Source organism: Corallococcus sp. AS-1-6, from assembly GCF_020037015.1.
Taxonomy (GTDB): Bacteria; Myxococcota; Myxococcia; order Myxococcales; family Myxococcaceae; genus Corallococcus.
In genome coordinates this window covers 124,865-149,554 of the sequence record NZ_JAIQDE010000003.1, presented here as the reverse complement: position 1 = coordinate 149,554, position 24,690 = coordinate 124,865, and the positions used below count along the sequence as shown (strand labels likewise).

Genomic DNA, 24,690 nt, shown 5'->3' with positions numbered 1-24,690 from the left:
TGGCTACAGTGCGGCGCCATGAATCGGCTCTGCCTGCTGGGATGTGTGGTGTTCCTGGCCGCCTGTGGGGAGAAGGCTCCCGACGAAGGCGCCATCCGCGTGTCCGTGAAATACGGCACCTTCAAGCCCGCGTGCGTGCGCGTGGAGGCCAAGGACGCCCAGGGGCACCAGGACGCCACGGACATCCTCTCCGGCCAGTTCAAGAACGCGGAGAAGAACGAGGTCCTGGTCGCGGTGCGCCGCAAGGCGGACTGGGACGCGACGCTGGAGCTCACGGTGTCGTCGTACGCGGAGGCTGACGGCGACCGGTGCTCGGGTGAGGCGGTGGAGCGGTTCACGAACGCCGCGCTCACGATCGTCCCCAAGGAGTACACGCGCTTCGACGTGGAGCTGAAGGCAGTGGACGCCGACGGCGACGGCTCGCCCTCCGGCATCGAGTGGGCGGGCGTCTCCGACTGCGACGAATCGAAGGGTGACGTACGTCCAGGCGCCGTGGAGAAGTGCGACACGACCATCGACTACGACTGTGATGGGAAGTTCGCGTGCGCGGATTCGGACTGCACGGAGAAGACGTGCACGGACGGGGACCTGTGCAACACGGGCAAGCGGTGCGTCGGCGTGGGGGCGTCCGCGCAGTGCGGAGGCGGCACGCCCAAGTGCACGCAGCCCGTGGGCCAATGTCAGCCGACGGTGACGTGCGAGGCCGCCACGGGCCAGTGCGTTGACGGGAACGTGCAGGTCGGCGCGGTCTGCGACCCCGGGAACCCGTGCATGACCGATGGCCGCTGCACGGCCGACAATGAGTGCGTGGGGACCCTGAAGACGTGCACCACGCCGGCGAGCCCCCAGTGTCAGGAGTCCACGGGCACCTGCAACCCGACCAACGGCATCTGCGTGTACGACCCCAAGCCGGTCACCACGTCCTGCGAGGACGGCAACGTCTGCCATGAGCCGGGCTTCTGCAATGGCAATGGCGCGTGCATCGGCGTGGACACGCCGTGCCCTCCCATCGAGTGCAAGGCCGCCGCGGGCTGCACGGCGAACAACTCCTGCATCTATTCGGCGGACCCGGACCAGCTCAACCAGCCCTGCAGCCAGGACGAGTCCGGAACGCCGCGCGTGTGCACCGTGACGGGCCAGTGCGTCGCGTTCCCATACACGCCCAGCAACTTCGATCCGAACGGCATCCCTGGCGGTGAGCTTGGCGAACTGAAGACCACCGGCGCGGTGGTGTTCGACACGGACGCCCAGTCCTGGACGCCCTCGAACGCCGGCCCCGATACCGGCCAGCTCACCCTCAAGACCGTGCCCCAGGGCGGAGGAGCCCCCGACATCCTGCTCATCCCGGTGCGGACCCTGGACCTGGGCGGCGAGCTGCGCATCGTGGGCAGCCGTCCGGTCATCCTCGCGGTGTACGGGGATGCGACGTTGAACCACGACATCCTGGCCAGCGGACGCATCGTGAATGGCGAACCGGCCCCTGGTGCCGGCGGCAATCAGCAGTGCTTGTCATCCCAGGGCACGGCCGGGACGTTCACCGGGGGCCAGGGCGGCGGTGGAGGGGGTGCTGGCGGTGCGACGGCGGGAGCGAATGGCGGAGATGGCTTCAACGCCAGCAACTCGCGGGGCGAAGGCGGCCTGCAGCAATCCCAGGTCTTCACCCCGCTCCTCGGTGGATGCGCGGGGGGCCCTGGCGGAGGCTCGGGCACCGCGGCCGGTGGCCTGGGTGGCGCCGGGGGTGGCGCCTTCCAGATTTCGGTCGCCAGGACCCTGACCGTCGCGAAGACGCTCTCCGTGAGCGGCGGCGGGGGTCTGGGCGGCAAGGCGAGCGCGTCCCCCGCCCAGTCGGCGGGCGGTGGCGGCGGAGGGAGCGGAGGCCGCATCGTGCTGGAGGCCTTCCAGGTGAACCTGACTTCCACCGCGCGACTGACCGCCAATGGCGGTGGCGGTGGAGAGGGTGCTGGCGCGGGAACCCTCGCCGCGAATCCCGGGGAGAACGGCGCGAACGGTAGCGAGGACAGCGACAGCAGCGCCACCGGCGGCACGGGGTCTGCCATCACGGGTGGCAACGGTGGCTCGGGTGGCACCTCGAGCCTCCCCTCCGCTGGCAGTCCCGGAACCACGGCCGTGTTGGGTGATGGCGGTGGCGGCGGTGGCGGCGGCGCCGCGGGCTCCATCTATCTGCGCAGCGTCAAGAGCTGCACCCAGGCGGACGGTCATGTGATCAGCCCCGCGTCGACAGGAGGCTGCATTCCTCTCTGACGCACGCGGAGCCGTGATCCACTCCGCACCCACGGGTGGCCGCGCACCCGCCTGGGCAGCAGCCAGCCCAGCAACTCCCCTGTGAAGTTATACACACTTGATGTGAAAACATGTATGGTGTGTTTCACCCGTTGCACGACGCGCGGGTGAAACACATCTCAGGGGGAATCACATCACATGAGTGGCAAGCAAATGCTGCGTCGCAGCGCGGTGGTGGGCTTTGGCTTCTTCGCGCTGATGGGCTGTGGGGGCCCGGATGCCGTGAGCCAGGAGCCGGAGTTGGGCAACGTCGAGCAGGGCATCAACGTCGCCACCAACGGCAGCTTCGAGAACAACGTCATCGGCAACTTCAACTACGTGGTCCTCAACGCCGGTAGCACGGCGTTGCCGGGCTGGACCATCACCGCGGGCATCAAGGTGATGAAGAACACGTACAAGACGCCGCAGAACGGCGCGCAGACCATCGACCTCAACGGCCTGGGCGCGGGCTCCCTGTACCAGGACGTGCCCACCGTCGTCGGCGCCGGCTACACGGTGACCTTCTACGTGTCCAACAGCCCCGCCTGCGCCACGGTGTCCCGGTCGGCCACCATCAACTACGGCCCGTCGAGCGCCAGCTTCTCCAACGCGTCCGCGTCCTGGGGCCTGCGCACGTACGTGTTCAACGCCACCAGCACCACGTCGCGCATCCAGCTCACCAGCACCTCCGGTGGCGTCGGCTGTGGCCTCGCCATCGACAACCTCCAGGTGAACGGGCCGTGATGCACGCGGTCCGCTGATCCCCGCGGGCTCCGGGCCGCCGCTCCCCTCTTCCCGGGGCGGCGGCCCTTTTCTGTCGCTACTTGGAGGGGATGCGCACGCAGGGCAAACCGTGTCCTCCGGGGCGGACCTGCACCGTCTCTGCGTCCGTCGGCCCCTACTCGTCCGCCCGGAGCGCGATGGCGGGCGTCACGCGCAGCGCGCGGCGTGCGGGCAACCAGCTTGCCATGAGCGCCACCGCGCCGAGCAGCAGGGGCACGCCTCCGAACGTCAGGGCGTCCAGCGCGCCCACGCCGTAGAGCATCCCCGAAAGGCCGCGCGCCAGCACCGCCGCCCCCACGAGCCCCACCCCCACGCCGATCGCCGCCAGCCGCAGCCCCTGCCCCACGACCAGCCACAGCACCTGCCGGTCCGTCGCGCCCAGCGCCATGCGGATGCCCAGCTCGCGCGTGCGCTGGCTCACCGTGTACGCCAGGACACCGTACAGCCCCACGCCGGCCAGGGTGAGCGCGAGCACCGCCATGGCGGTGAGCAGACCGCTCATCACCCGCGTGCGGCCCAGGCTCTCCTCCACCACGGCCTCCAGGTCGCGCACCTGGACGAGCGGCAGGGTTGGATCCACCGCGCGAAGCTGTTCGCGCAGCGCGGGCAGCAGCGCCCGTGAGTCCTGGGACGCGCGCACGGCGAGGACCATGAACAGGCCCTCGAATTGATCCATGGGCAGGTACACCTCCGCGCGCGGCTCCTCCGCGAGGCTCGCGTGGTGCACGTCACCCACCACGCCCACCACCTCCCGGAACGGCTCGCCGTCGAGCGTCAGCCGTGCGCGCTGGCCCAGCGCGGAGCCCTTCGACAGGAAGCGCCGCGCGAAGGTCTCGTTGACCACCATCACCGGCGCCGTGCCCGCGCCGTCCGCGGCGCTCACGTCGCGGCCCTCCTTCAGCGGGATGCGCAGCGTGGCGAAGTAGCCGTCACTCACCGCGCGGAAGTTGACCGGTTCGCGCGCCTGGGCCTCCTGCTCCGTTTCACCGGGCAGCACCACCGCGCTGAAGCCGTTGCGGCTCCACAGCGGCAGCGTGCTGGCCAGCCCCGCCGACTTCACCGACGGCAACGCCCGCACCCGCGCCAGCAGCTCCGCGCTCACCTGCCGCCGTCGGGGGTCGTCCTGCCCGTAGGCCTCGCGGGGGAAGGACAGGTCCATCGCGCTGACGCCTCGCGGGTCGAAGCCCGGCGCCACGGCGTGCAGCGCATGGAGCGTGCGCAGCATGAGGCCGGCCCCCACCAGCGGCACGAGCGCCAGCGCGACCTGCGCCACCACCAGCACGGCCCGCGCCCGCATCGGCCCGGTCGCGCCCCTCCCACCGCGAAGCCCCCCGAGCGCCCCCTTCGCCTCCGCGCGGGAGGCGCGCAGCGCGGGCGCCAGACCGAAGAGGACGCTGGTCGTCAGGGACAGGCCCGCCGCGATGGCGAGCACGTACGGCTCCAGCTCGAGCTCCTCCGGTGACACCACCTCCCCGGGGACGAACACGCGCAGCAGGTCCATGCCCCACATCGCCAGGAGCAGACCCACCGCGCCACCAGTCAGCGCCAGCACCGCGCTCTCCACCAGGAACTGCCGCACCAGCCGTCCCCGGTCCGCGCCCAGCGCCGCGCGCACCGCGACCTCCCGCTCCCGGGCACTGGCCCGCGCGAGCAGCAGGTTCGCCACGTTGGCGCACGCCACGCACAGCACCAGCGCCATCACTCCGGCCAGCAGCCACAGTTGTTCGCGCGAGGTCTCCACCACCTGTTCCCGCAACGGCACCAGCCGCACGCCGGGCGCCGCGTCCTTCCCGCCCATCGTCGCGGCCCAGGCGCGCGAGTGCTCCTCCAGCTCCGCGCGGGCGCGCTCCAGCGGGACACCCGGCCGCAGCCGGCCCACGCCACGCAGGTAGAGCTCCTCCGAGGCCTGCCCCGGGGGCGCGGGAGCCAGGGGCTTCCACAGGTCCACGCCCGGCCAGAAGCGGAATGAAGCGGGCAGCACGCCCTGGACGACGTGGGGCACGCCATCCAGCGTGAGCGTCTGGCCCACCACGTCCGCGCGTCCACCGAGGTGGCTCCGCCAGAACTCGTGGGACACGAGCACGCTCCGGTCGCGCCCGGGCACCTGGGACTCCGGTCCGAAGTCCTGTCCCCGCTCGGGCCGCACGCCCAGCAGGGACAACAGGCCCGGGGTCGCGAGCCCCGCGCGCACCCGCTGCGCCGCGCCCGGGCCGGTCAGCGTGGAGTCCATCGCGGTGACGCCCTCGATGGCCTGGAAGGCGCCTGGGCGCTCGCGCCAGGCCTGGAGGTACGCGTACGCCACCCCGCCCCGCTCACGCTGCGGCGTGGATTGGTAGAGGCGCAGCAGCTCCTGGGGTTCGGGGTACGGCAGGGGCTTGAGCAGCACCTGGTACACGAGGCTGAAGACCGCGGTGGTGGCCCCGATGGCGAGCGCGAGCGTGGCCACGACCACCGTGGTGAACACGGGCTCGCGGCGCATCCGGCGCAGCGACAGGCGGAGGTCTTGGAGGAGCTGGGACATGGTGTCGGAGCGGGGCGGGCTGCAACTCTAGCGCCACGGCCGCAGGGCCGCGGCGAGCCCGAGGGGGCGGAGGCGCGGTGTCCGCTCGTGGCACGTGGCGTCCCGCAAGCGGACAACGGCCGTCTTTTCGGAAGGCATGCGCGAGCGCGGGCGATATGGATCGCCCATGCGCAATGCACTGATGGCGGCATCGTTCCTGGCCCTCGCGGGCTGTTCCCACTCGACGCCCACGGCTCCGGCGTCCTCCCCCCAGACGCAGGCGGCGGCCGTGTCCGCGCAGGCGCTGGTGGACGCGCCGGACCGCACGGAGGCGGATCGCAAGCTGGACGCGGGCCGGCATCCGACCGCCCTGCTGGAGTTCGTGGGCGTCAAGCCCGGCATGCACGTGGCGGAGCTGATGGCGGGCGGCGGCTACACCACGGAGCTGCTGGCGCGCGCGGTGGGGCCCACGGGCAAGGTGTACGGAGAGAACCCCAAGGTCGTGCTGGAGCGGTTCGCGGAGAAGCCGTGGCAGGAGCGGCTGGCGCGGCCGGTGAACCAGAACGTGGTGCGCCTGGACCGCGAGCTGGACGCGCCCTTCCCGCCCGAGCTGAACGGCACGCTGGACGCGGTGGTGAGCCACATCATCTACCACGACACGAGCTGGCTGGGCGTGGACCGGGCGAAGATGAACGCGGCGGTGTTCCAGGCGCTCAAGCCCGGCGGCGTGTACGTCATCCTCGACTCCAGCGCGAAGGCGGGCACGGGCATCACGGAAGGCCAGACGCTGCACCGCATCGACGAGCAACTGGTGCGTGACGAGGTGCAGGCCGCGGGCCTCCAGTTCCAGGAGGAGAGCAAGGTCTGGCGCAACCCGGAGGACACGCGCGACTGGAGCTCCAGCCCGGGCGCCGCGGGTGAGCGCCGGGGCACGAGCGATCGCTTCGCGTTCAAGTTCGTCAAGCCGTAGGACGGAGGCGCGCTGATGGCCGTGCGCAGGTTCAAGGCGAAGCTCGAAGTGGCCAACGACCAGGGGTACGGCGGCATCACCTATCTGGGCTTCACCAAGGAGGTGGAGGTGCCGGAGGATCTCCAGCGTGCGCTGGACGCGGAGCCCGCGCTGCGGGACGTGTTCACGAAGCTCGCCTTCACGCACCGCAAGGAGTTCGTGAAGGCGCTCACCGAAGCGAAGAAAGAAGAGACCCGCGCGCGCCGCCTGGCGCAGACACTTGAGACGCTGCGCGCCAGGGCGGTGAAGTAGCATTCGCGCGAATGAACTCCTCCCGCCCGGCGAATCCTGCCCGCAGCTCCCCATCCCAACAGCGGGCACGCTGGAAGGCCTGTGGTGTGTCGGCCGTGCTCTTCGTGCTCGCCTGCGCGACGCCCGCGATGACCGTGTTCAACACGAACAAGCGCGCCGAGGAACAGATGTGGGGCCTGCCGCTGCTGCTCGTGGGTTGGCTGGGGGTGTTCATCCTGCAGTTCGGCTGGTTCGCGAACCCCCTGGCGTTCCTGGCCTCCATCCTGCTCCTGGACGGTGAGGACCGGAAGGCGCTCTGGGTCGGCGGCGCGGCGAGCATCCTCGGCCTGTCGACGCTCACCTGGTACGTGAAACCCATCCCTGCGGATGAAAGCGGCGGCAATCGCTACCTCGAGCTGCTCTACCCCTCCGTTGGCTTCGTGTGCTGGATGGCCTCCCTGCTGGTGATTCCCATCACGGCCTGGCTCCTTCGGGAGCGCACAGCGAAGTCCAAGGCTCAGGTGTCTTCGTCAGCCGGACCGAACGCCTGACCTCTCACCGCCGTGAGCAGCAGGTCGTACTTGCCGCCCAGGAACGTGCGGAAGCCGTGCTGGTGCAGGTAGCGGCGGTAGAAGGACAGGTCCTTCACCAGCAGCGACAGGTCCGGCTCGCGCAGGTTGCGCACGCGCGCGCCGTACACGACCTCTCCGTCCCGGAAGCGTGAGTTGGGGAAGCCCAGCACCAGCGAGGCCCCGGGCTCCAGGTGCTCCTGCACCAGCTTGCGCAGGAGCGCCCGGTCATCCACGCCCGGGCTCTGCAACGTGCCCACCGACACCACCACGTCGAAGCGGCCCAGGTCCGAGGGCAACGCGTTCAGGTCCGCCTGCACGAACACATGGCGCGGATCCGGGAACGCCGCCCGTGCCTCCGCCAGGGCGCTCGCGCTGTGGTCCACGCCCACGAAGCGGATGCCCTCCACCTGCGCGAACGCCGCCAGCTCATCGCCCCGGTTGACGCCCAGGTCCAGGAGCCTCGCGCCCGGTGGCAGCGCCAGCCGCCCCATCGCCTCCAGCCAGGGCAGCAGGAAGCCCGCGTCCTCGAACTTCCGCACGCGCGCGAAGTCGGACGCGGCGCCATAGCGCTCCTGGGGCGCCTCCGTCCGCGCGCCACCGCCCGCGTGCCACGAAGCCTCCGAACCCAACGGCTCGAACGTGAGCCGCACGTGCGTCGCGTCCACCGTGCGCGGCGTGCGCAGACGGCACGACAGTCCTTCCGCCAGGTCGCACCAGCTCCGCAGCGGCCGGTGCACGAGCCCGCCCTCCACGCGCTCCCCGGGATAGCGCCCGGGGCCCAGGTCCGGATCCGGCACGTCGATGGACACGGGCCCGGACGACACCAGCGCCTCCAGGTGGCGCAGGACGGCGATCAACGGCTCGGCGTGGAAGCGGCGTGGGCTTTCGGCGGAGGGGCTCGACGGCATGCGCCCCACCCTACCCAGAAGTCCGCCGCGCCTGGACCTGTTCCCACACGAACGCGATGAGCAGGAACCCGCCGCCCACCGCGCACACGCCCCGCCAGCCCGCGTGGTCCCACGCGATGGCGGAGAGCGCGGAGCCGCAGGCCCCGCCCACGAAGTAGAACATCTTGTAGAGCGTGTTGAGGCGCGTCTGCGCGATGGGGTGCAGGCGGTACAGCTCCGTCTGGTTGGACACCGTGGCGGCCTGCGCCCCCAGGTCCAGCAGCACCACGCCCGCGATGAGCCCGGCCCACAGCGTGCCGAAGGCGGCGAACACGCCGAAGGCCGCCAGCATCGTGACGATGCACGCACGGACGATCCGCCGCGCGCCAATGCGCTGGGCGTGCCGCCCCGTGACGTTCGCGGCGAGCGCCCCCACCGTCCCGATGAGCCCGAACATGCCCGCCGTGCCCGGGCCCTGGTGGTACGCGTCACTGCTCAGGAAGAACGCCAGGGACGCCCAGAACGCGGAGAGCGCCGCGTACATCAGGGCGCCCGTGAGCGCGATGGCCCGCAGCCCCGGCACGTCCCGCAGCAGCGTCCACAGCGATTGCAGGAGGCGAGGATACGTCAGCCGCGTGGAGGACTCGTAGCGAGGCAGCCCCAGCCGCAGCGTCATCGCCAGGCCCACCATCGTCGCGCCGGCCGCGAAGTACACCCCGCGCCAGCCCAGGTGCGTCGCCACCAGACCGCTGAGCGTGCGGGAGATGAGCACGCCCACCAGCGCGGCGCTGAGCACGACGCCCAGGTTCCGCCCCCGCTCCTCGGGAGCGCTGAGCGCCGCGACGAACGGGATGAGGATCTGCACCAGCACGGACGTCAGCCCGATGGCCACGCAGGCGAACAGGAACAGGGGGAACGTGGGCGCCAGCCCCGCCGCGAAGAGCGCCGCCGCCGCGAGCCCCAGCATCGTCACCAGCAGGCCGCGCTTCTCCAGCACGTCGCCCAACGGCGTCAGGAGCACCAGCCCCGCCACGTAGCCCAACTGGGACATCATCGGCACGGAGCCCACGGCGGAGGCGGACAGGCCAAAGGTCCGCGCGATGACGCCCAGCAGCGGCTGGCTGTAATAGACGTTGCCCACCGCGAGCACCGTCGCCGTCGTCATCGTCCAGATCAGCCGGCGGTCCATCGGCGCGGCCTGGGGCACGGCGGCGGGGAGCACGGCGGAGGAGGTCTCCATGCGACATGCCTAGCGCTCCCCCATCCATACTTCCAATATATCCTGGGTCTGGAATCCAGACCTGGAGCGTATGGACCATGGAGCTGCGCCACCTGCGGTACTTCGTCGCGGTCGCGGAGGAGCTCAGCTTCACCCGCGCCGCGAAGCGGCTGCACATCGCCCAGCCGCCGCTCAGCCAGCAGATCCGCAAGTTCGAAGCGGAGCTGGGCGGTCCCCTCTTCGAACGGGAGGGGCGCGCCGTGCGCCTCACGAAGCTGGGGCGTGAGTTGCTGCCGGAAGCCCATCAGCTCCTGGAGCGCGCGAAGCGGTTCCAGGAGCACGCGGCGCGGCAGGCCCGGGGCGAACAGGACGTGCTGGTGCTGGGCCTCATCTCGTCGTTCGCGACGCCCCGGTTCGCGGCGATGCTCCGGGCGTTCCAGAAGAAGATGCCCGGGGTCCACATCGAGCTGAGCAACCATCCGTCCGCGTGGCAGTTGGAGGCCCTGGAGCGGGGCACGCTGGACGTGGGCATCCTGCGCCCTCGTGAGCGGATGCCTCCGGACGTCGTCTCGCACCTCATCCGGCGGGAGCCCTTCCGGCTGGCGGTGCCCTCACGGCATCCCTTCGCGAAGCGCAAGGCGGTGGCGTGGAAGGACCTGCGGGAGGAGCCGCTTGTCCTGGTGGAGCCCGGCGTCGCGCCGCCGGACTACTACGCGGGGTTCTTCGACAGGCTCCGCGACGCGGGGGTCGAACCGGCGGTGCGCCAGTACGCGCAGAACGTGGCGACGAAGATCTGGTTCGTCTCCGCGGGCTTCGGCATCGCGCCCATGCCGCACACGCCCGACACGGAGCACCACTCGGGCGTGGCCTTCATCGACCTGCCGGAGGACGCGCCGGTGACGAACACCGCCATCGCCTGGCGCAAGGCCGGGAGCTCCCCGGCCCTGCTCCGGTTCGTCGAGTTCGCGCGCGACGCCTTCTCCGCGAGCTGAACGCCCTACGACGGCTCCCCCACCACCGCCCGCCGGATGCCCTTCAGCTTGTCGGGGTTGCGCGTGACGTAGAGGGCGACGATGCGGCCGTCCTCGATGCCGAGCGCCGTGGTCTGCAGCGTCCCGTCCACCTCCAGCGTGACGTACGCGGGCAGTCCATCGATGGTGCCCTCGTGCACCACCTGCGCCGAGCCCACGGCCGGAATGCGCCGCAGCCCTTCGAAGAAGCGCACCAGCTTCTCCCGGCCGTAGATGGGATTGAGGGCCGCCTTCGCCTTGCCGCCGCCGTCGGAGTACAGGATGACGTCCTGGGCCAGCATCGCCTGGAGCGCCTGCGTGTCGCCGCTCCGGGACGCGGCGTGGAACGCGGAGGCCAGCTCGTGGCCCTTCTCCTCCGTCACGGGGAAGCGGGGCCGGGCCTCCTGCACGTGGGCCCGCGCCCGGCTGGCGAGCTGGCGGCACGCCGCGGGATCGCGGTCGATGGCCTTCGCCACCTGCTCGAAGTCCATGCCGAACACGTCGTGCAGGAGGAACGCGGCGCGCTCCAGCGGGGACAGGCGCTCCAGGGCCATCATCAGGGTCAGCGTCAAGTCATCGCCCTCCACTGTCTCGATGATGGGCTCTGGGAGCCAGGTCCCCACGTACTCCTCGCGCCGGACGCGCGCGGACTTGAGGACGTCCAGGCACAGGCGCGTCACCGTGCGGACGAGCACGGCCTCGGCGTCCCGCACGGCGTCGCGGTCCGTCTGGTGCCAACGCAAGTACGCCTCCTGCACCACGTCCTCCGCCTCCGCGACGATGCCCAGCATCCGGTACGCGATGCGGAGCAGCCGGGGGCGGAGCGGGTCGAAGACGTCCGCGGGGTTCGGTTCAGGCGGCTTCACTGCGAGCGGTCACCGGGTGGAGGGCCCGGAAGCCGATGGCGAACCGGTTCCAGGAGTTGATGACAGCAATCATGATGGTCAGCTTCACGATCTCCTCTTCGGTGAAGTGCGGCGTGAGCGCAGCGTAGTCCTCGTCGGAGGCGTGCGTCTCGGAGACGAGCGTCAGGGCCTCGATCCAGCCCAGGGCCGCCCGCTCGCGCTCGGTGTACAGCGGCGACTCACGCCAGCCGTCCAGCAGGTAGATGCGCTCTTCGGTCATCCCCTGCGCACGGGCGTCACGGGTGTGCATGTGGATGCAGAAGGCGCAGCCGTTGAGCTGGGACGCGCGGATCTTGACCAGCTCGCGCAGGCTGGGCTCCAGCCCCAGGGCCTCCACCTTCTTGCTGAACTCGAGCATGAGGTTGACGGCTTCGGGCGCGACCGCGAAGGCATTCATCCGGGTCTTCATGTGCAGGTCCTCGTTCTGGGGGGGCGAAGTGCCCTTCCATCCCCAGGACGACGCAGCCGGTGCCGCGTGTGACATGGCCCTTTAAAATGCCTAGAACGGACCCGGGAGGCGCCCGCGGATGAAGACCGTGACCGATGTGGAGACGCTCGAACGCCTGTACGGGGTTCCCGGGAAGTCGTCCGTGCTCAAGGAGGTGGACCACCTCCACCCGGCGTACCGGCCCTTCATTGAACGCTCGCCCTTCATGGTGCTCGCCACGTCCGGCCCTGAAGGGCTGGACGCCTCGCCGCGCGGAGACCCCGCCGGGTTCGTGGTCATCGAGGACGCGCACACGCTGCTGCTGCCCGACCGCCGGGGCAACAACCGCATGGACTCGCTGCGGAACATCCTGGCGGATCCGCGCGTCGCGCTGCTGTTCTTCGTCCCGGGCGTGAACGAGACCCTGCGCGTCAACGGCCGGGCGAGCATCGTCATCGAGCCGTCCATGCTCGAGCGCTTCCCCCATGACGGGAAGCTGCCGCGCTCCGTGCTGCGCGTCACCGTGGAGACGGTCTACTTCCAGTGCAGCCGCGCGTTGATCCGCTCTGGGCTCTGGGACCCGGCCCGGCACGTCATCCGCGCCGAGTTCCCGAGCCCCGGCTCCATCCTCCAGGCGCTGAGCCCGGAAGACTTCGACGGCGGCGAGTACGACCGCGAGCTCCCAGCCCGGGTGAAGACGACGCTGTACTGAGCCTCACGCGCCCGCGTCGAACACGGCGGCCTTGCGCACGCGCACCTTGAGCGTCTGGCCGGCGCGCACGCCCTCCAGCGCCGGCCCGATGACGCGCAGGAACGCGTCGCCCACCGGGAAGCGGTACTCCGCCGAGTGGCCCAGGAACAGGCGGGCGGACAGCACCAGCGGCGTCCCGGTCTCCCCCAGCTCCAGGTCCTCCGGGCGCACCACCAGCGTCCCCGGTCCGGGCCTCGCGTCCATGGGGAGAGCGAACGCGGTCTCCGTCCCCGCGCAGTGGAAGGCGCCCGCGCGAGCCTCGCCCCGCAGCACGTTCGCGCCTCCGACGAAGCCGGCGACGAATGGCGTCGCCGGCTCCCGGTACAGCCGCTCCGGCGAATCCACCTGCTCGATGACGCCCCGGTTCATCACGGCGATGCGGTCCGACAGGGCGAGCGCTTCGCCTTGATCATGCGTGACGAACACCAGCGTCGTGCCCAGCCGGGCCCGCAGCGCGGCGATCTCCGCGCGAAGCTCCTCGCGCAGGGCCGCGTCCAGGTTGGACAGGGGTTCGTCCAGCAGCAGCACGCGAGGCCCCGCCACCAGCGCCCGCGCGAGCGCCACGCGCTGCAACTGCCCGCCGGACAGTTCGTGCGGCATCCGCGCCGCGAAGGCCTCCAGCCGCACCCAGCGCAGGGCTTCGCGCACGCGCGAGGCCACCTCGTGCCGGGGCACCTTCCGGAGCACCAGGGGATAGGCGACGTTGGCTTCGACGCTGCGATGCGGCCAGATGGCGTAGCTCTGGAACACCATGCCCAGGCCGCGCTTCTCGGGAGGAACGCGCACGCCGGGCCCGGCGACGACCTCGTCTCCCAGCCGGATGACGCCCGCGTCCGGGTGCTCCAATCCCGCGAGCATCCGCAGGGTCGTCGTCTTCCCGCAGCCGGAAGGGCCCAGCAGGGACACCAGCTCGCCCTGCTCCACGTGAAGGCTCAAGCCGCGCACCACGGGCGCCCCGCCGTAAGCCTTGACCAGTCCCTCCAGGACGATGGCCGCCATCACCGCACCTCCGGCACTCGACGCCGAGCCCACGCCAGCACGGCCTGTCCCGCGACCACCAGCGCCACGAACGCGCACGCGAGCACGGACGCGGCGGCCGGGTCCGCGTAGCTCTGCAACTCGAACAGCAGCGTGCCCAGGACCTCGGAGCCCGCGGGAACCAGCAGCACGGACAGCGTGATCTCCGTGGCGCACGCGAGGAACGCGAGCACGAACGCCACCACGAGCGCGGGCCGGAGCAGCGGCAGGGTCGCGTCCCAGAACGCCCGAGCCGGTCCCGCGCCACCGACGCGAGCAGCCTCCGCGAGCGAAGGATCCACCTGGGCCAGGGCCTCGGAGCTGTTGCGTTCGCCCAGGGCCAGGTACTTCGCCACGTAGCCCACGAGCATCAGCCAGGGCGTGTGCGCCAGGGCCAGCACGAACGCGAAGCGGTCCAGCACCACCAGCCGCCAGTCCCGGGAGAACGCCACCAGCAGCGCGAGCGCCAGCACGGTCCCCGGGACCGCGAAGGGCCACACCGCCATGGCCTCCACGCCCGCGCCGCCGCGACGGAAGGCCCGCCGCAGGAGCGCCGCGGAAAGCCCCAGCCCCACCACGAGCAGCCCCGCTCCAGCCGCGAGCAGCACGCTGCGCCCCGTGGCCCGAAGCGTGCGCGCATCCCAGAGCACGCCGGACCAGTGCGACAGCGTCAGCGTGTCCCACGTCAGCGCGGCGCCGAAGCTGCGTTGCAGCGAAGTGAGCAGGATGGCCGCCAGGGGCAGCACCACCAGCACCCCACCCACGAGGCCCACACCCGCAAGCGCCGCAGGCCGCCACGCCCCCAACGCGAGCACGCGAGGGGACACGCCCTTGCCCGCGCTCAATCGCACCCGTCCGCGCCGGCCCAACACCCAGGTCAATCCCAGCGCCAACGGCGTGAGCAGCAGCAGGAACGAGGCAAGGACGGACGCACGCGGCAATCCCTCTTCGCTGCCGAGCAGCACCAGTTCATAGATGCGGGTGGTGAGGACGCGGGTGGGCGGCGACGCCGACACGCCCAGGAGGTACGGCACGCCGAAGGACGACGCGGCCATGAGGAACACCATCACCGAGCCCGACAACAGCGCGGGCAGCACCAGGGGAACGGTGGTGTTCAGCACGGCGCGGAGCGGCGAAGCGCCACACACCCGCGCCGCCTCCTCCAACGAGGGATCCACGCGCCGAAGCGCGGCAGCCCCGGCGAGCAGCACCAGCGGCAGTCCGGAGAGTCCCTCCACGAACGCGATGCCCGCCGCGCCATAGAGGTCGAACACGTCCGCGCCCAGCATGCGGTTCAAGTAGCCGGCGCGAGGGCTCGCGAGCGACAGCCACCCCATGCCCCAGATGAACGCGGGGATGGCGGACGGCAGGGTGAACAGGACGGTGAACGCGCCACGCAGTGGCAGGTCCGTGCGGAACAGAAGGAAGGCGAGCGGAGCCCCCAGGCACAACGCCCAAGCCGTCGCGCCAAGCGAGACGCCCAGCGTATTCACCAGCGCCCCGGACTCCGCCGAGAGCACCGAACCCACGCCACCCGTCGCCGCGCCCACGCCCCGCACCAGGAGTGCCACGACAGGAACCACCGCGAACAGAAGGAGCGGCACGAGCCACAAGGCCAACGCGATCCACCGCCCCCTCATCGCGCAGCTCCATCAAGGGTCGAACGAATGCCCCCCTGGTGCGCCACGCCCACGGCCGAGCGGTCCCCACCACCGGCTAAGAAACGGAGAAGCCCTCCGAGGCGCCCCGGCGGCGGGGCACGCCCAAAACCTGTCCGACAGTCGGACAAGTCGCACCGACCACGTGAACCGGTCCGACCGTCCAACAACCTGGGGCCACCGCAAAAACCTGTCCGACTGTCCGACAGGTTTGAACCTCCGCCCCAACCGGTCCGACCGTCCGACAACTTGGGCCCACCGTCGGCACATGTCCGACTGACCGACAGGTTTGAATCACCGCTCGAACCGGTCCGACGGTCGGCCAAGCCAGGGCCACTGCGCGAACCGGTCCGACTGTCCGACAGCTTGGGCCCACCGCCTGTACTTGCCCGACTGTCCGACAGGTTTGAATCACCGCTCGAACCGGCCCGACGGTCGGCCACTCCAGGGCCACTGCGCGAAATGGTCCGGCTGTCGGACACGTTGGGTTCGCCGCTCGAACCGGTCCGACTGTCCGACAGGTTTGGAGCGCTGCGACGGGCCCCCTGGGCAGACGGTCTCCCGATGCCGCTTCCTGCGGGACCGGCCTCATCTTCCGCCGGGACTGGGGACCGAGCACCCCATGAACTTGTCCGACTGTCCGACAGGGCTGGACGACCACCGGTGGCGCCGCGTGCTGATGGCCTCCGGTTGTCGTTCTCCTGGACGGCGACGCTCCCGTTCCAGCCGAGCAGCGAAAACCTGTCCGACTGTCGGACAGGTTTTGCTCGTGCCGGTCCGGAGGGCGTCTCCCTGAAGGTCCGGGGACTCTGGGCCCGAATCAGCGTTGGCTGCCACACCGCGTCAGCGCGGCAGGTCTCGCGCTCCTCGCTCATCGCGCGAAGGCCCGGCTGAAGGATTCCTTGATGTCTCCGCCGTGCAGCAGTCCCTTTTCCAGCAGCTCCGGTGTCCAGGCCTGCGCGCGGCTCAGCAATCCGTCCACGCCCGGCTCACCACGCGGGCCGCCCAGGCGTGGGTCCACCGCGTGCATGTCCCCCTTCTCCACGATGATGCGCTGGCCTTCGGGCGACAACAGCACGTCCACCAGCGCCTTCGCCGCCACTGGATTTCGCGTCGACGCGAACAGGCCCACCGGGCCCGGGATGACCACCGCGCCGTCCTCCGGCCAGATGACCTCGATGGGACTGCCCTTCGCCTTCGCCGTCAGCGCGTTCTCCAAGAGCAGCACGCCCGCGTCCACCTCGCCGCTCTCCACCTTCTGGAGCACCGCCGCGTTGCCACCCGCCACCACCGCGCCCTTGTCCCGCAGCCCCGCGAAGTACGCATCCCCGCGCCGCGCGTGCAGGAACACCGCCCACGTGAACGCGGTGCCCGACGTGAGCGGATCCCCGATGGCCACCCGTCCCTTCCAACTTCCATCCACCAGCGCCGCGAACGACTTCGGCGCCTCGCCCGCGCCCACGCGGTGCACCAGCACCATCGTGGACAGCCGCACCGCCGCGTACCTCGCGTCCAGGTCCACCAGCGTCCGCGGGATGCGCAGCGCGTTCACGGACGCGTAGCGCAGGAACGCGCCTTCCCGCGCCAGTCGCTCGTAGAGGAACGGATCCGACGTCATCAGCACGTCCGCGCGCACCGCGCCCGCGGCCCGCTCCGCCTCCAGCCGGCTGGCCACCTTCTCACTGCCCGCCTGGTACCAGTGCACCTTCACACCGGGCAGCCGCTCCTGGAGCAGGGGCTCCATCGCATCCAGCACGTGCCGGTACATCGACGTGTAGACCCAGACCTCGCCGGAGGGGGTCTCGGCCTGCGCCACGGCGGCGCCTCCCGACGGCGCGGCGGATTCAATGCGGCACGCGGCCAGGAGGAACAGCGCGAGGAGCGGCCCCACGCGCCGCACAAGGAGGGGGATGCGCATGCGGGTGTCGATTATGCGGCACCCGCGTGCCCTGCACACCTGGTCCGCAGCGGTGGCTCCTGCACACTCGGCCCGCGCGCCCGTTGTCCCGGGCGTCGCCCGGTCCCAACGTCGGCCTCCCAGACGATACCTGCTCTCGGGAAGGACGCCCGCGCATGACCCGGAAGGAATTCCTCGCCGCGACGCTGTCGCTGATGGTTGCCCCGCCCGTGCTCGGGGCTTCGCCCAAGAAGGCGAAGAATGCGCCCGCCGTCCCCCGCCGCAAGCTGGGCCGCACCGGCCAGGAGGTGTCGTGCATCGGGCTCGGGGGCTTCCACATCGGCAAGCAGAAGGAGGAGTCGGAGAGCCTCGCGCTCATCCGCGGCGCGTTGGACCAGGGCATCAACTTCCTGGACAACTGCTGGGACTACAACGACGGCAAGAGCGAGGAGCGCATGGGCAAGGCGCTGCGCGACGGCTACCGCGCCAAGGCCTTCCTGATGACGAAGATCGACGGCCGCGACAAGAAGACCGCCGTGAAGCAGATCGACGAGTCCCTCCAGCGGCTCCAGACGGACCACCTGGACCTGCTCCAGCTCCACGAAGTCATCCGCGACAACGACCCCGACCGGGCCTTCGCCGAAGGCGGCGCCATCGAGGCGATGAAGGACGCGCAGAAGGCCGGCAAGGCGCGCTTCCTGGGCTTCACCGGCCACAAGTCGCCGGACATCCACCTGAAGATGCTGGAGACGGCGAAGAAGCACGGCTTCCGCTTCGACACCGTGCAGATGCCCCTCAACGTCATGGACGCCCACTTCAACAGCTTCGAGAAGCGCGTGCTGCCCGTGCTCGTGAAGGAAGGCATTGGCGTGCTCGCCATGAAGTCCATGGGCGACCCGTTCATCCTGGACAGCAAGACCGTCACCGCGCCCGAGTGTCTCCGCTACAACCTGTCCCTGCCCGTCAGCGTCGTCATCACCGGCATCGACTCGCAGGAGCGCCTGCAGCAGGCGCTGACCGCCGCGCGCACCTTCAAGCCCCTGAACGAAAAGGAGGTCCAGGCCCTGCTCGCCAGGACGAAGGACGCGGCCCAGGACGGCGCCTACGAGAAGTACAAGACGAGCCACCACTTCGACGGAACCGTCCAGAATCCCCAATGGCTCGGCTGAGGTTCTTCCAGACCTCCTGGCAATACGCGTCAAAACCGGCAAACATGAATGCTCCCCCTACCCCGGAGCATTCATGCACCGCCCCTTTCGAGCAGGCCTTGTCGCCGCAGGACTCCTGACCACCCTCTCCGGCTGTTCTCCCGAGCCGGAGGCCGCCCCGGTGGAGGCGGAAGGTTACGGGCAGACGCAGCAGGGCGAGCGCGCGTACGACCCGGGCTCGGGGTGGTCGCTGGCGTGGCAGGACGACTTCACGGGCACAGCGCTGAACACGGGCGCGTGGAACGTGCTGACGAGCAACTGGGATCCGGTGACCAACAACTGCAACTTCGGCACGGGTGAGCTGGAGTTCCCGCGCGCGCAGAACGTGGCGGTGGCCAACGGCAAGCTGATCATCTCGGCGGAGCGCACGGCGGACAACCCCACGGACTCGCGCTGCCCGGGGCAGTACCGGTCGTTTTATTCCGGCCGCATCCACACCAAGGGCAAGGTGGAGGGGCGCTACGGGAAGATCGTCGCGAGTATCAAGGTCCCGCCGGGCTACGGCATGTGGCCGGCGTTCTGGACGCTGGGCTCGAACGTCCAGAGCGCGGGCTGGCCGGCGGCGGGAGAGATCGACATCCTGGAGTGGAAGTCCACGGAGCCCACGTGGATGAAGTCCGCGCTGCACTGGTACAACAACGGCAACGCGGACTGGGGCACGGGCGCGAGCCGCGGCGTGGACCTGTCGCAGGACTTCCACACGTACGAGGTGGAGTGGACGGCGAACACCATCGTGTTCCGCCTGGACAAGGACTTCGTGTCCACGGCCACGTTCAACCACAACGAGTCGGAGTTCCAGCAGAACCACTACCTCATCCTGAACCTGGCGCTGGGCGGCGTCTGGTACGGGAACCCGGCGCCGGCCTCCATCGACCTGGCCTGGGGCGCGAAGAAGACGATGGAGGTGGAGTGGGTGCGCTGGTACCAGCCGGGGGGCTCGCAGTCGCTGGGGCTCACCAACCCGGGCTTCGAGCAGGGCATGACGGGCTGGACCACCTGGAGCCCGAACGGCACGGGCGCGGCGGCGTTCTCGGAGACGTACAACGGCGGGCACTCGGGCAGCTACCACCTGACGCACTGGACGTCCGCGGCGGCCTACGAGGCGTGGACGTACCAGACGAAGTCGGGCCTGGCGGCGGGCAACTACAAGCTGCGCGCCTGGTTCCGCAAGGGAGGCACGTTCGACTTCGCGCGCTTCCAGGTGAAGAACTGCGGGGACTGCGCTCCGGCCATCACCAACCTGGGCACCTACGGCAACTACACGCTGCTGGAGACGCCCGCCATCAGCGTCACCAACGGCTACCTGGAGTTCGGGCTGCACAGCAAGTCACCGGCCCACAACGGCTCCAACTTCATCCACATGGATGACGTGGAGTTGATCAAGCTGTAGGCCCGGCTGTCTTCACGCGCGCGCCGGAAAGGACACCGGCGCGCGCGGTGGCTCGAGGACTACGGCACGAGCACGAAGTCGTCCACGTACAGCGTGCCCTGATCCGCGCCGGATTCGTCCATCACGTAGAAGTCATCCACCGTGCCGGACGTCGCGCCCAGGGCGCTCAGCGGGATGGAGACCTTCTGCCAGGTCCCCGCCGCGATGGGGTGCCCCAGCGCCGTCTCCAGGCTCATGCTGCCCAGCGGCGTGCCGCCGTTGTAGAGCGCCAGCCGCACCTGCTGCCCGCCCGTCGTGCCTCCGTGCACCCAGAGGTCGACGGACTGGTACTGCGACAGGTCCAGCCCCGGGTGGTGGAACATCAGCGCCTCCCAGAAGTCCGGCTCGAAGCCGACCGCCGTGGAGCCGGAGTGCACCGTGACGGCCTGGTCCAGGTCGTGCGTCGCCCAGCTCCAGTCCTGGAAGCCGCTGCCCATCGCGTCGTCGTAGACGACCGTGCCCACCGACGGCAGCGCCTCCGTGAGGCCGTCCGACAGCGCGAGCCCCTGCTCCACCGTCACGGCGCGGATGCCCGTGGACTGCACGTAGTTGAGGATGCTGGCGAAGTTCGTCGTCTTGTACTGCGTCTCCCGCGTGGGCGTGCCGCTGGTGAACTCGTGGAAGAGGATGATGAGCCAGCTCTTCTCCGCGATGGCCTGGTTGATCCACCCCTTCACCTGCGCCACCGTCACCGCGCTCGACACGTCGTTGGCGCGCAGCTCGTAGATGACCGTGTCGCGATGGTTGCGGCCCGCGTTGATGGTGCGGTGGCTGGCGTACTCCGCCTTCAAGGCCGTCATCACCGTCGCGTCGTACGCGCCGTAGGGGGACGCGAAGTCCCTGCCGCACATCGCCCCCACGTTCGCCTCCAGCCACGCGCGCGAGTCATGCAGCTCCGACGTGAGCTGCGCGGGCGTCAGCGACGTGAGGTCCGCGTGCGTGCGCGTGTGGCTGGCGATCTCGTTGCCCTCCGCCTTGAGCGTCTGCACCTGCGCGAGGCTCATGTAGCCGCCCCACCCCTGCGCCACCGCGTCGGTGACCAGGTAGTACGTCGCGGGGATGTTCCGCGACTTCAGCGCCGGCCGCGCCAGCGTGTACTGCGTGCTCCACCCGTCATCCAACGTGATGGAGATCATCCCTTCCGCGAACGGCGACGCGGCGAACGCCGAGGTGGTGCAGAGCAGCGCCGCGGCGCAGAACGCGCGCGGCATCCCATTCATCCAAGCCATGTCCGGGTATTCCCCCTGTGAGGAGTCCCCAGGATATCCGCGCCTCCCGAGCGAAACCCAGACGCTGCTTCCCGCGACCCGCGTGTTAGAAGTCGGCCCGCCCATGAGTCTCTTCCGCCTCCCCTCCCTGCTCTGCGTGGTGATAGCGCTCGCGGCGGGCTGCCAGCGTCCGGCGCCGCCCGCTCCGGAGGCCCAGGCGCGGCGGATCGTCTCGCTGTCCCCCTCCGTCACGGAGACGCTGTTCGCGCTGGGCGCGGGCGCGGAGCTCGTGGGCGTGTCCGACTACACCGTCCTGCCCCAGGGCACGCCCGCCCTGCCCAGGGTGGGCACCACCTTCGCGCCGAACTTCGAGGCCATCGCGAAGCTCAAGCCCACGCTGCTCGTGGATCAGCAGGTGAAGCAGGCCCCCGCGGAATCGCTCTCCGCGCTCGCGCCGCTGAAGGTGCTGCCCTGGACGTCGCTCCCGGAGGTGGTGGAGAGCGTGAAGGAGCTGGGCCGGCTGAGCGGCCGCGAGCCCCAGGCCACCGAGCTCGCGCGGAAGCTGCACCAGACGCTGTCGCGCCCCGCGCCGAAGGACGCCCCCCGCGTGCTGCTGGTGCTGGGAGACACGGGAGGCACGCTGTCCGAGGTCTGGTACATGAAGCGCGCGTCGCTGCACGGCGCCGCGCTGGAGGCCGCGGGGGCTCGCAACGCCGTCGCGGAGGACGTCACCGGGCCTCCCAACCTGTCGCTGGAGGGCGTCATCGCGTTGGATCCGGACGCGGTGCTGGTGCTGATCAGCGCGCCGGCCCTGGACGCCGCGAAGCAGGCGCAGGTGCTGGCCCCCTGGAAGCAGCTCACCGGCCTGCGCGCGGCGCGGGAGGACCGGGTGCGGCTGGTCATCGGACCCGACGTGCAGTCCACCGGGCCCGCCATCCTCGACGTCGTCGAGCGGCTCCGCGCCGCCCTGGGCACCCTGCCCTCCACGCGATGACGGCCGGGCTGACGCTGGACGCGGTGACGGTGCGGGCGCGGGGGCGGACGCTGCTGGACAGCGTGTCCCTGCGCGTGGCCCCCGGTGACTTCGTGGCCATCGTCGGACCCAACGGCGCGGGCAAGTCCACGCTCCTGCGCGTGGCGCTGGGCCTGCTGCGTCCGGATGCCGGACATGCGTTCGTGGACGGGCAGGACGTGTCGAGGCTCGCCCCCCGGGAGCGCGCCGCGCGGCTCGCGTGGCTGCCCCAGCGGCTGGAGGCCGCCGAGCCCATCACCGCCCTGGAGCAGGTCGTCTCCGCGCGCTACCGCTTCCCCGAATCCCGCCGGGCCTCCGAGACGGCGGCGCACCAGGCGCTGGCGGAGGCAGGCGCCCAATCCTTCGCCCTGCGTCCCATCACGGAGCTGTCCGGCGGAGAGCGGCAGCGCGTGGCGGTCGCGGGCCTGCTCGCGCAGGAGACGCCGTTGGTGCTGCTGGACGAGCCCGCCAACTTCCTGGACCCCGCGCAGCAGTTGGAGCTGTACGCGCGCATGGGCCACCTCTGGCGCGCGGGGCGCGGCATCCTCTGCGTCACCCACGACGTCAACGTGCTCTCCCACGCCCACGCCCCGGGCACCCGCGCGCCCCGCGTCGTGGGCCTGTCCCAGGGCCGCGTGGCCTTCGACCGGAGCCTCGACGCCCCCGACCTGGGCGAACGGCTGGGCGAGCTGTTCGGCGTGCGCATGCACGGGATGTCCGTGGAGGGGCACCGCGTCTTCGTGGGCCTGCCCCGGAGCGGAGGTGCTCCGTGAAGGTGAAGGCCTGGCTCCTCGTGGCGGTCTGCGCGGCCGCGTGCGCGATGGCGCCGTTCATCGGGCCGGGGCTCACCCCGGACTCGGCGGACTTCGTCTTCTGGCAACTGCGCGTGCCCCGCACGCTGATGGCCATGCTGGTGGGCGGGACGCTGTCGCTGGTGGGCGCGGTGTACCAGTCCCTCTTCGCGAACCCGCTCGCCGCGCCCAGCACCGTGGGCACCACCGCGGGGGCGACCCTGGGCGCGCTGGTGGCCATCATCCTGGGGGCGCGGCTGGCGTCGGGCTGGCTGCCGCTCATCACCGCCGCGGCCTTCCTGGGGGCGCTCGGCGTCAGCCTGGTGGTGGCCGCCATCGCCGCGGGCCGCCGCGTGCGGATGAACGACGTGGTGCTCGCCGGCATCGCCTGCTCCATGGCCGCGAGCGCCATCGCCACCGGCCTGCAGTTCACCGCGGACTCCGCCGAGCTCATGGCCGCCATGCGCTGGTCGCTCGGCCACCTGCCGCAGGTGGGCTACTCGGGCGTGCGGCTGCTCACCCCGTTCGCGGCCGTCACCGTCGTGGGGCTGCTCGCCCTCACCCGCGCGCTGGAGGTGTTCATCGCCGGCGAGGAACACGCCGAGTCCCAGGGCGTCCCCGTCCGCCGCGTGCGCACGGTGGCCATCGGCCTGGGGGCGCTGGGCGTCGCCGCCTGCGTCGCGTGGTGCGGCCCCATCGCCTTCGTGGAGCTCATCGTCCCGCACCTGGTGCGCCGGACGCTCGGTGTGAGCCGCCGGGTGCTGCTGCCCGGATCCGTGGTGGTGGGGGCCGCGTTCCTCGCGTTGTGCGATGCGTCGGCGCGGCTGATCCTCCCCGGGCGTGAATTGCCCGTGGGAGTGGTGACGGCCGCCCTGGGCGCGCCCCTGCTCGTCTCCCTGCTCGCGCGCGCACGCTCCTGAGGCGCCCTCGCGGCCCCGGCCTTCAGGACGGGGGTACACGAGGCGAGTTCGGGTATATTCCGCGCCATGTGGGGCCCCCGGCTGGGACGTGCCCCTGGAACTTCACGAAAGGCATTGGGCATGAAGCGGCTGGGTAGCGTGGGTTTGATGCTGGGTGTGCTGACCCTGGGCGGTTCCTTCGGCTGCGCCGATGAGAAGGAAGAGAAGGCCAAGGAGCACCGGGTCAAGGGCACCAACTTCCTCGCCGACAAGAACTACGCGGAGGCGGTGAAGGAGTACGAGGAGTCGCTGAAGATCGACCCGAACCAGGAGAAGGTCTGGGAGAAGAAGGCCTTCGCGCACATGCAGGCGGGCCAGACGGACGAGGCCGCGCAGGCCGCGCTGAAGCTGCTGGACTACGCGAAGACGCCCCAGGACAAGGCCGACGTCTACCGCAACGTCGCGGCGATGTACGCGAAGAACGGCCCGCTGGACAAGGCGGAGCAGTACTTCCAGGAGTGCCTGAAGATCAACCCGAAGGACACCGACGCGCTGAGCTGGATCGCGGAGGTGCACTCGCAGCGCGGCGGCGCCCGCTCCATGTCCGCGCCCGCGGTGCCCGCGGAGCTGGAGCTCGCGCTGAAGACGTATGATCAGGTCATCGCCATCAACCCGGACCTGCCCAACCCGTACCTGAACAAGCGCGTCGTGATGTTCAAGTACATCGAGCACGAGAAGTCGCTGCAGCAGGCCGCCGAGCAGGAGGCCGTCGAGGCCGCCATGCCGCCCAAGCCGGAGAAGGGCAAGAAGGCCGTGGTGGATCCCGCCGCCGCGGAGCGCGTCGCCGCCGCCAAGGCCAGCGCCGCCGCGCACGCCAAGCGCATTGAAGAGCTGACGGCCCAGGCCAACGAGGCGACCAAGCAGTTCGGCGAGGCGACCAAGCGCGCCAAGGCCGCGCAGGCCTCCGGCGCCACCAAGTAGTCCGGGTGGAGGGGAC

22 protein-coding genes are annotated in these 24,690 nt (G+C 70.8%); 13 read left to right on the top strand and 9 right to left on the bottom strand.

What is annotated here, in order from left to right:
• The first annotated feature begins 18 nt into the window (after nt 1–18).
• Nucleotides 19–2,262 carry a hypothetical protein gene (locus K8612_RS38785; RefSeq protein ID WP_255671400.1) on the top strand — a complete coding sequence of 748 codons (2,244 nt, stop codon included), beginning with the start codon at nt 19–21 and terminating at the stop codon, nt 2,260–2,262.
• A gap of 177 nt (nt 2,263–2,439) precedes the next feature.
• Nucleotides 2,440–3,024, top strand: coding sequence for a DUF642 domain-containing protein (locus K8612_RS06060; RefSeq protein ID WP_223761565.1), 585 nt, complete (start codon nt 2,440–2,442; stop codon nt 3,022–3,024).
• 154 nt (nt 3,025–3,178) lie between these two features.
• On the opposite strand, the gene K8612_RS06055 is transcribed toward K8612_RS06060, so the two are convergent.
• The gene (locus K8612_RS06055) at nt 3,179–5,584 is read right to left on the bottom strand and encodes an ABC transporter permease (RefSeq protein ID WP_223761564.1); all 2,406 of its coding nucleotides are present in this window, start codon (nt 5,582–5,584) and stop codon (nt 3,179–3,181) included.
• 166 nt (nt 5,585–5,750) lie between these two features.
• Between K8612_RS06055 and K8612_RS06050 the strand changes: the two genes are divergently transcribed.
• The 3 genes from K8612_RS06050 to K8612_RS06040 all read left to right on the top strand — a co-directional run bounded on the left by K8612_RS06050 (nt 5,751) and on the right by K8612_RS06040 (nt 7,354).
• Nucleotides 5,751–6,533 carry a class I SAM-dependent methyltransferase gene (locus K8612_RS06050; protein ID WP_223761563.1) on the top strand — a complete coding sequence of 261 codons (783 nt, stop codon included), beginning with the start codon at nt 5,751–5,753 and terminating at the stop codon, nt 6,531–6,533.
• A 15-nt stretch (nt 6,534–6,548) separates the two neighbouring features.
• Nucleotides 6,549–6,824: a YdeI/OmpD-associated family protein gene (locus K8612_RS06045; RefSeq protein WP_223761562.1), complete on the top strand. Its 276-nt coding sequence runs from the start codon at nt 6,549–6,551 to the stop codon at nt 6,822–6,824.
• A 95-nt stretch (nt 6,825–6,919) separates the two neighbouring features.
• The gene (locus tag K8612_RS06040) at nt 6,920–7,354 is read left to right on the top strand and encodes a hypothetical protein (RefSeq protein WP_223761561.1); all 435 of its coding nucleotides are present in this window, start codon (nt 6,920–6,922) and stop codon (nt 7,352–7,354) included.
• Here K8612_RS06040 and K8612_RS06035 read toward each other — a convergent pair.
• Both K8612_RS06035 and K8612_RS06030 read right to left on the bottom strand, forming a co-directional pair.
• Entirely contained in the window at nt 7,321–8,283 is a 963-nt protein-coding gene (locus K8612_RS06035; protein WP_223761560.1) for a bifunctional 2-polyprenyl-6-hydroxyphenol methylase/3-demethylubiquinol 3-O-methyltransferase UbiG, read from the bottom strand. The genes K8612_RS06040 and K8612_RS06035 overlap by 34 nt on opposite strands.
• A gap of 10 nt (nt 8,284–8,293) precedes the next feature.
• On the bottom strand, nt 8,294–9,502 hold the full coding sequence (locus K8612_RS06030; RefSeq protein ID WP_223761559.1) for an MFS transporter: 1,209 nt from the start codon (nt 9,500–9,502) through the stop codon (nt 8,294–8,296).
• Between the two features lie 77 nt (nt 9,503–9,579).
• Here K8612_RS06030 and K8612_RS06025 point away from each other — a divergent pair, with 77 nt between their 5' ends.
• Entirely contained in the window at nt 9,580–10,473 is an 894-nt protein-coding gene (locus K8612_RS06025) for a LysR family transcriptional regulator (protein WP_223740389.1), read from the top strand.
• Nucleotides 10,474–10,478: 5 nt separating this feature from the next.
• Here the strand turns inward: K8612_RS06025 and K8612_RS06020 are convergent, their stop codons facing one another.
• Nucleotides 10,479–11,357 carry a sigma-70 family RNA polymerase sigma factor gene (locus K8612_RS06020; protein WP_223761558.1) on the bottom strand — a complete coding sequence of 293 codons (879 nt, stop codon included), beginning with the start codon at nt 11,355–11,357 and terminating at the stop codon, nt 10,479–10,481.
• Complete coding sequence (locus tag K8612_RS06015; protein WP_223761557.1) at nt 11,344–11,805, bottom strand: carboxymuconolactone decarboxylase family protein; 462 nt, start codon at nt 11,803–11,805, stop codon at nt 11,344–11,346. The genes K8612_RS06020 and K8612_RS06015 overlap by 14 nt, the downstream gene beginning before the upstream one ends.
• A 118-nt stretch (nt 11,806–11,923) precedes the next feature.
• On the opposite strand from K8612_RS06015, the gene K8612_RS06010 reads away from it, so the two are divergent.
• On the top strand, nt 11,924–12,535 hold the full coding sequence (locus K8612_RS06010) for a pyridoxamine 5'-phosphate oxidase family protein (protein WP_223740392.1): 612 nt from the start codon (nt 11,924–11,926) through the stop codon (nt 12,533–12,535).
• Between the two features lie 3 nt (nt 12,536–12,538).
• On the opposite strand, the gene K8612_RS06005 is transcribed toward K8612_RS06010, so the two are convergent.
• From K8612_RS06005 to K8612_RS05995, 3 genes are all read right to left on the bottom strand, one after another.
• A complete protein-coding gene (locus K8612_RS06005) occupies nt 12,539–13,573 on the bottom strand; it encodes an ABC transporter ATP-binding protein (protein WP_223761556.1) in 1,035 nt (344 codons plus the stop codon).
• Nucleotides 13,573–15,231, bottom strand: a complete 1,659-nt coding sequence (locus K8612_RS06000) for an iron ABC transporter permease (protein WP_223761555.1) — start codon at nt 15,229–15,231, stop codon at nt 13,573–13,575. Before K8612_RS06000 ends, K8612_RS06005 begins: the two co-directional genes overlap by 1 nt.
• Nucleotides 15,232–16,120: 889 nt before the next feature.
• Nucleotides 16,121–17,167 (bottom strand): ABC transporter substrate-binding protein, encoded by a 1,047-nt coding sequence (locus K8612_RS05995; protein ID WP_223761554.1) that lies wholly within the window; start codon nt 17,165–17,167, stop codon nt 16,121–16,123.
• A 155-nt stretch (nt 17,168–17,322) separates the two neighbouring features.
• On the opposite strand from K8612_RS05995, the gene K8612_RS05990 reads away from it, so the two are divergent.
• Nucleotides 17,323–18,315 carry an aldo/keto reductase gene (locus K8612_RS05990; RefSeq protein WP_223761553.1) on the top strand — a complete coding sequence of 331 codons (993 nt, stop codon included), beginning with the start codon at nt 17,323–17,325 and terminating at the stop codon, nt 18,313–18,315.
• 73 nt (nt 18,316–18,388) lie between these two features.
• Nucleotides 18,389–19,744, top strand: a complete 1,356-nt coding sequence (locus K8612_RS05985; RefSeq protein ID WP_223740397.1) for a family 16 glycosylhydrolase — start codon at nt 18,389–18,391, stop codon at nt 19,742–19,744.
• Nucleotides 19,745–19,803: 59 nt separating this feature from the next.
• On the opposite strand, the gene K8612_RS05980 is transcribed toward K8612_RS05985, so the two are convergent.
• Complete coding sequence (locus tag K8612_RS05980; RefSeq protein WP_223761552.1) at nt 19,804–21,012, bottom strand: polysaccharide deacetylase family protein; 1,209 nt, start codon at nt 21,010–21,012, stop codon at nt 19,804–19,806.
• A 103-nt stretch (nt 21,013–21,115) separates the two neighbouring features.
• Between K8612_RS05980 and K8612_RS05975 the strand changes: the two genes are divergently transcribed.
• The 4 genes from K8612_RS05975 to K8612_RS05960 all read left to right on the top strand — a co-directional run bounded on the left by K8612_RS05975 (nt 21,116) and on the right by K8612_RS05960 (nt 24,674).
• Entirely contained in the window at nt 21,116–21,985 is an 870-nt protein-coding gene (locus tag K8612_RS05975) for an ABC transporter substrate-binding protein (protein ID WP_223761551.1), read from the top strand.
• Nucleotides 21,982–22,776, top strand: a complete 795-nt coding sequence (locus tag K8612_RS05970; RefSeq protein ID WP_223740400.1) for an ABC transporter ATP-binding protein — start codon at nt 21,982–21,984, stop codon at nt 22,774–22,776. The genes K8612_RS05975 and K8612_RS05970 overlap by 4 nt, the downstream gene beginning before the upstream one ends.
• Nucleotides 22,773–23,714, top strand: coding sequence for an iron ABC transporter permease (locus tag K8612_RS05965; protein WP_223761550.1), 942 nt, complete (start codon nt 22,773–22,775; stop codon nt 23,712–23,714). The genes K8612_RS05970 and K8612_RS05965 overlap by 4 nt, the downstream gene beginning before the upstream one ends.
• Nucleotides 23,715–23,834: 120 nt before the next feature.
• Nucleotides 23,835–24,674 (top strand): lipopolysaccharide assembly protein LapB, encoded by an 840-nt coding sequence (locus K8612_RS05960; RefSeq protein WP_223740402.1) that lies wholly within the window; start codon nt 23,835–23,837, stop codon nt 24,672–24,674.
• Nucleotides 24,675–24,690: the final 16 nt, after the last annotated feature.

Coding starts and splice junctions, on each gene's coding strand:
- K8612_RS06025 (WP_223740389.1), top strand. CDS start 9,580: ATGGAGCTGCGCCACCTGCGGTACTTCGTCGCGGTCGCGGAGGAGCTC.
- K8612_RS06015 (WP_223761557.1), bottom strand. CDS start 11,805: ATGAAGACCCGGATGAATGCCTTCGCGGTCGCGCCCGAAGCCGTCAAC.
- K8612_RS06060 (WP_223761565.1), top strand. CDS start 2,440: ATGAGTGGCAAGCAAATGCTGCGTCGCAGCGCGGTGGTGGGCTTTGGC.
- K8612_RS06045 (WP_223761562.1), top strand. CDS start 6,549: ATGGCCGTGCGCAGGTTCAAGGCGAAGCTCGAAGTGGCCAACGACCAG.
- K8612_RS06005 (WP_223761556.1), bottom strand. CDS start 13,573: ATGGCGGCCATCGTCCTGGAGGGACTGGTCAAGGCTTACGGCGGGGCG.
- K8612_RS06050 (WP_223761563.1), top strand. CDS start 5,751: ATGCGCAATGCACTGATGGCGGCATCGTTCCTGGCCCTCGCGGGCTGT.
- K8612_RS38785 (WP_255671400.1), top strand. CDS start 19: ATGAATCGGCTCTGCCTGCTGGGATGTGTGGTGTTCCTGGCCGCCTGT.
- K8612_RS05995 (WP_223761554.1), bottom strand. CDS start 17,167: ATGCGCATCCCCCTCCTTGTGCGGCGCGTGGGGCCGCTCCTCGCGCTG.
- K8612_RS05975 (WP_223761551.1), top strand. CDS start 21,116: ATGAGTCTCTTCCGCCTCCCCTCCCTGCTCTGCGTGGTGATAGCGCTC.
- K8612_RS05990 (WP_223761553.1), top strand. CDS start 17,323: ATGACCCGGAAGGAATTCCTCGCCGCGACGCTGTCGCTGATGGTTGCC.
- K8612_RS05960 (WP_223740402.1), top strand. CDS start 23,835: ATGAAGCGGCTGGGTAGCGTGGGTTTGATGCTGGGTGTGCTGACCCTG.
- K8612_RS06030 (WP_223761559.1), bottom strand. CDS start 9,502: ATGGAGACCTCCTCCGCCGTGCTCCCCGCCGCCGTGCCCCAGGCCGCG.
- K8612_RS06055 (WP_223761564.1), bottom strand. CDS start 5,584: ATGTCCCAGCTCCTCCAAGACCTCCGCCTGTCGCTGCGCCGGATGCGC.
- K8612_RS05985 (WP_223740397.1), top strand. CDS start 18,389: ATGCACCGCCCCTTTCGAGCAGGCCTTGTCGCCGCAGGACTCCTGACC.
- K8612_RS06035 (WP_223761560.1), bottom strand. CDS start 8,283: ATGCCGTCGAGCCCCTCCGCCGAAAGCCCACGCCGCTTCCACGCCGAG.
- K8612_RS06000 (WP_223761555.1), bottom strand. CDS start 15,231: ATGAGGGGGCGGTGGATCGCGTTGGCCTTGTGGCTCGTGCCGCTCCTT.
- K8612_RS05970 (WP_223740400.1), top strand. CDS start 21,982: ATGACGGCCGGGCTGACGCTGGACGCGGTGACGGTGCGGGCGCGGGGG.
- K8612_RS06010 (WP_223740392.1), top strand. CDS start 11,924: ATGAAGACCGTGACCGATGTGGAGACGCTCGAACGCCTGTACGGGGTT.
- K8612_RS05980 (WP_223761552.1), bottom strand. CDS start 21,012: ATGGCTTGGATGAATGGGATGCCGCGCGCGTTCTGCGCCGCGGCGCTG.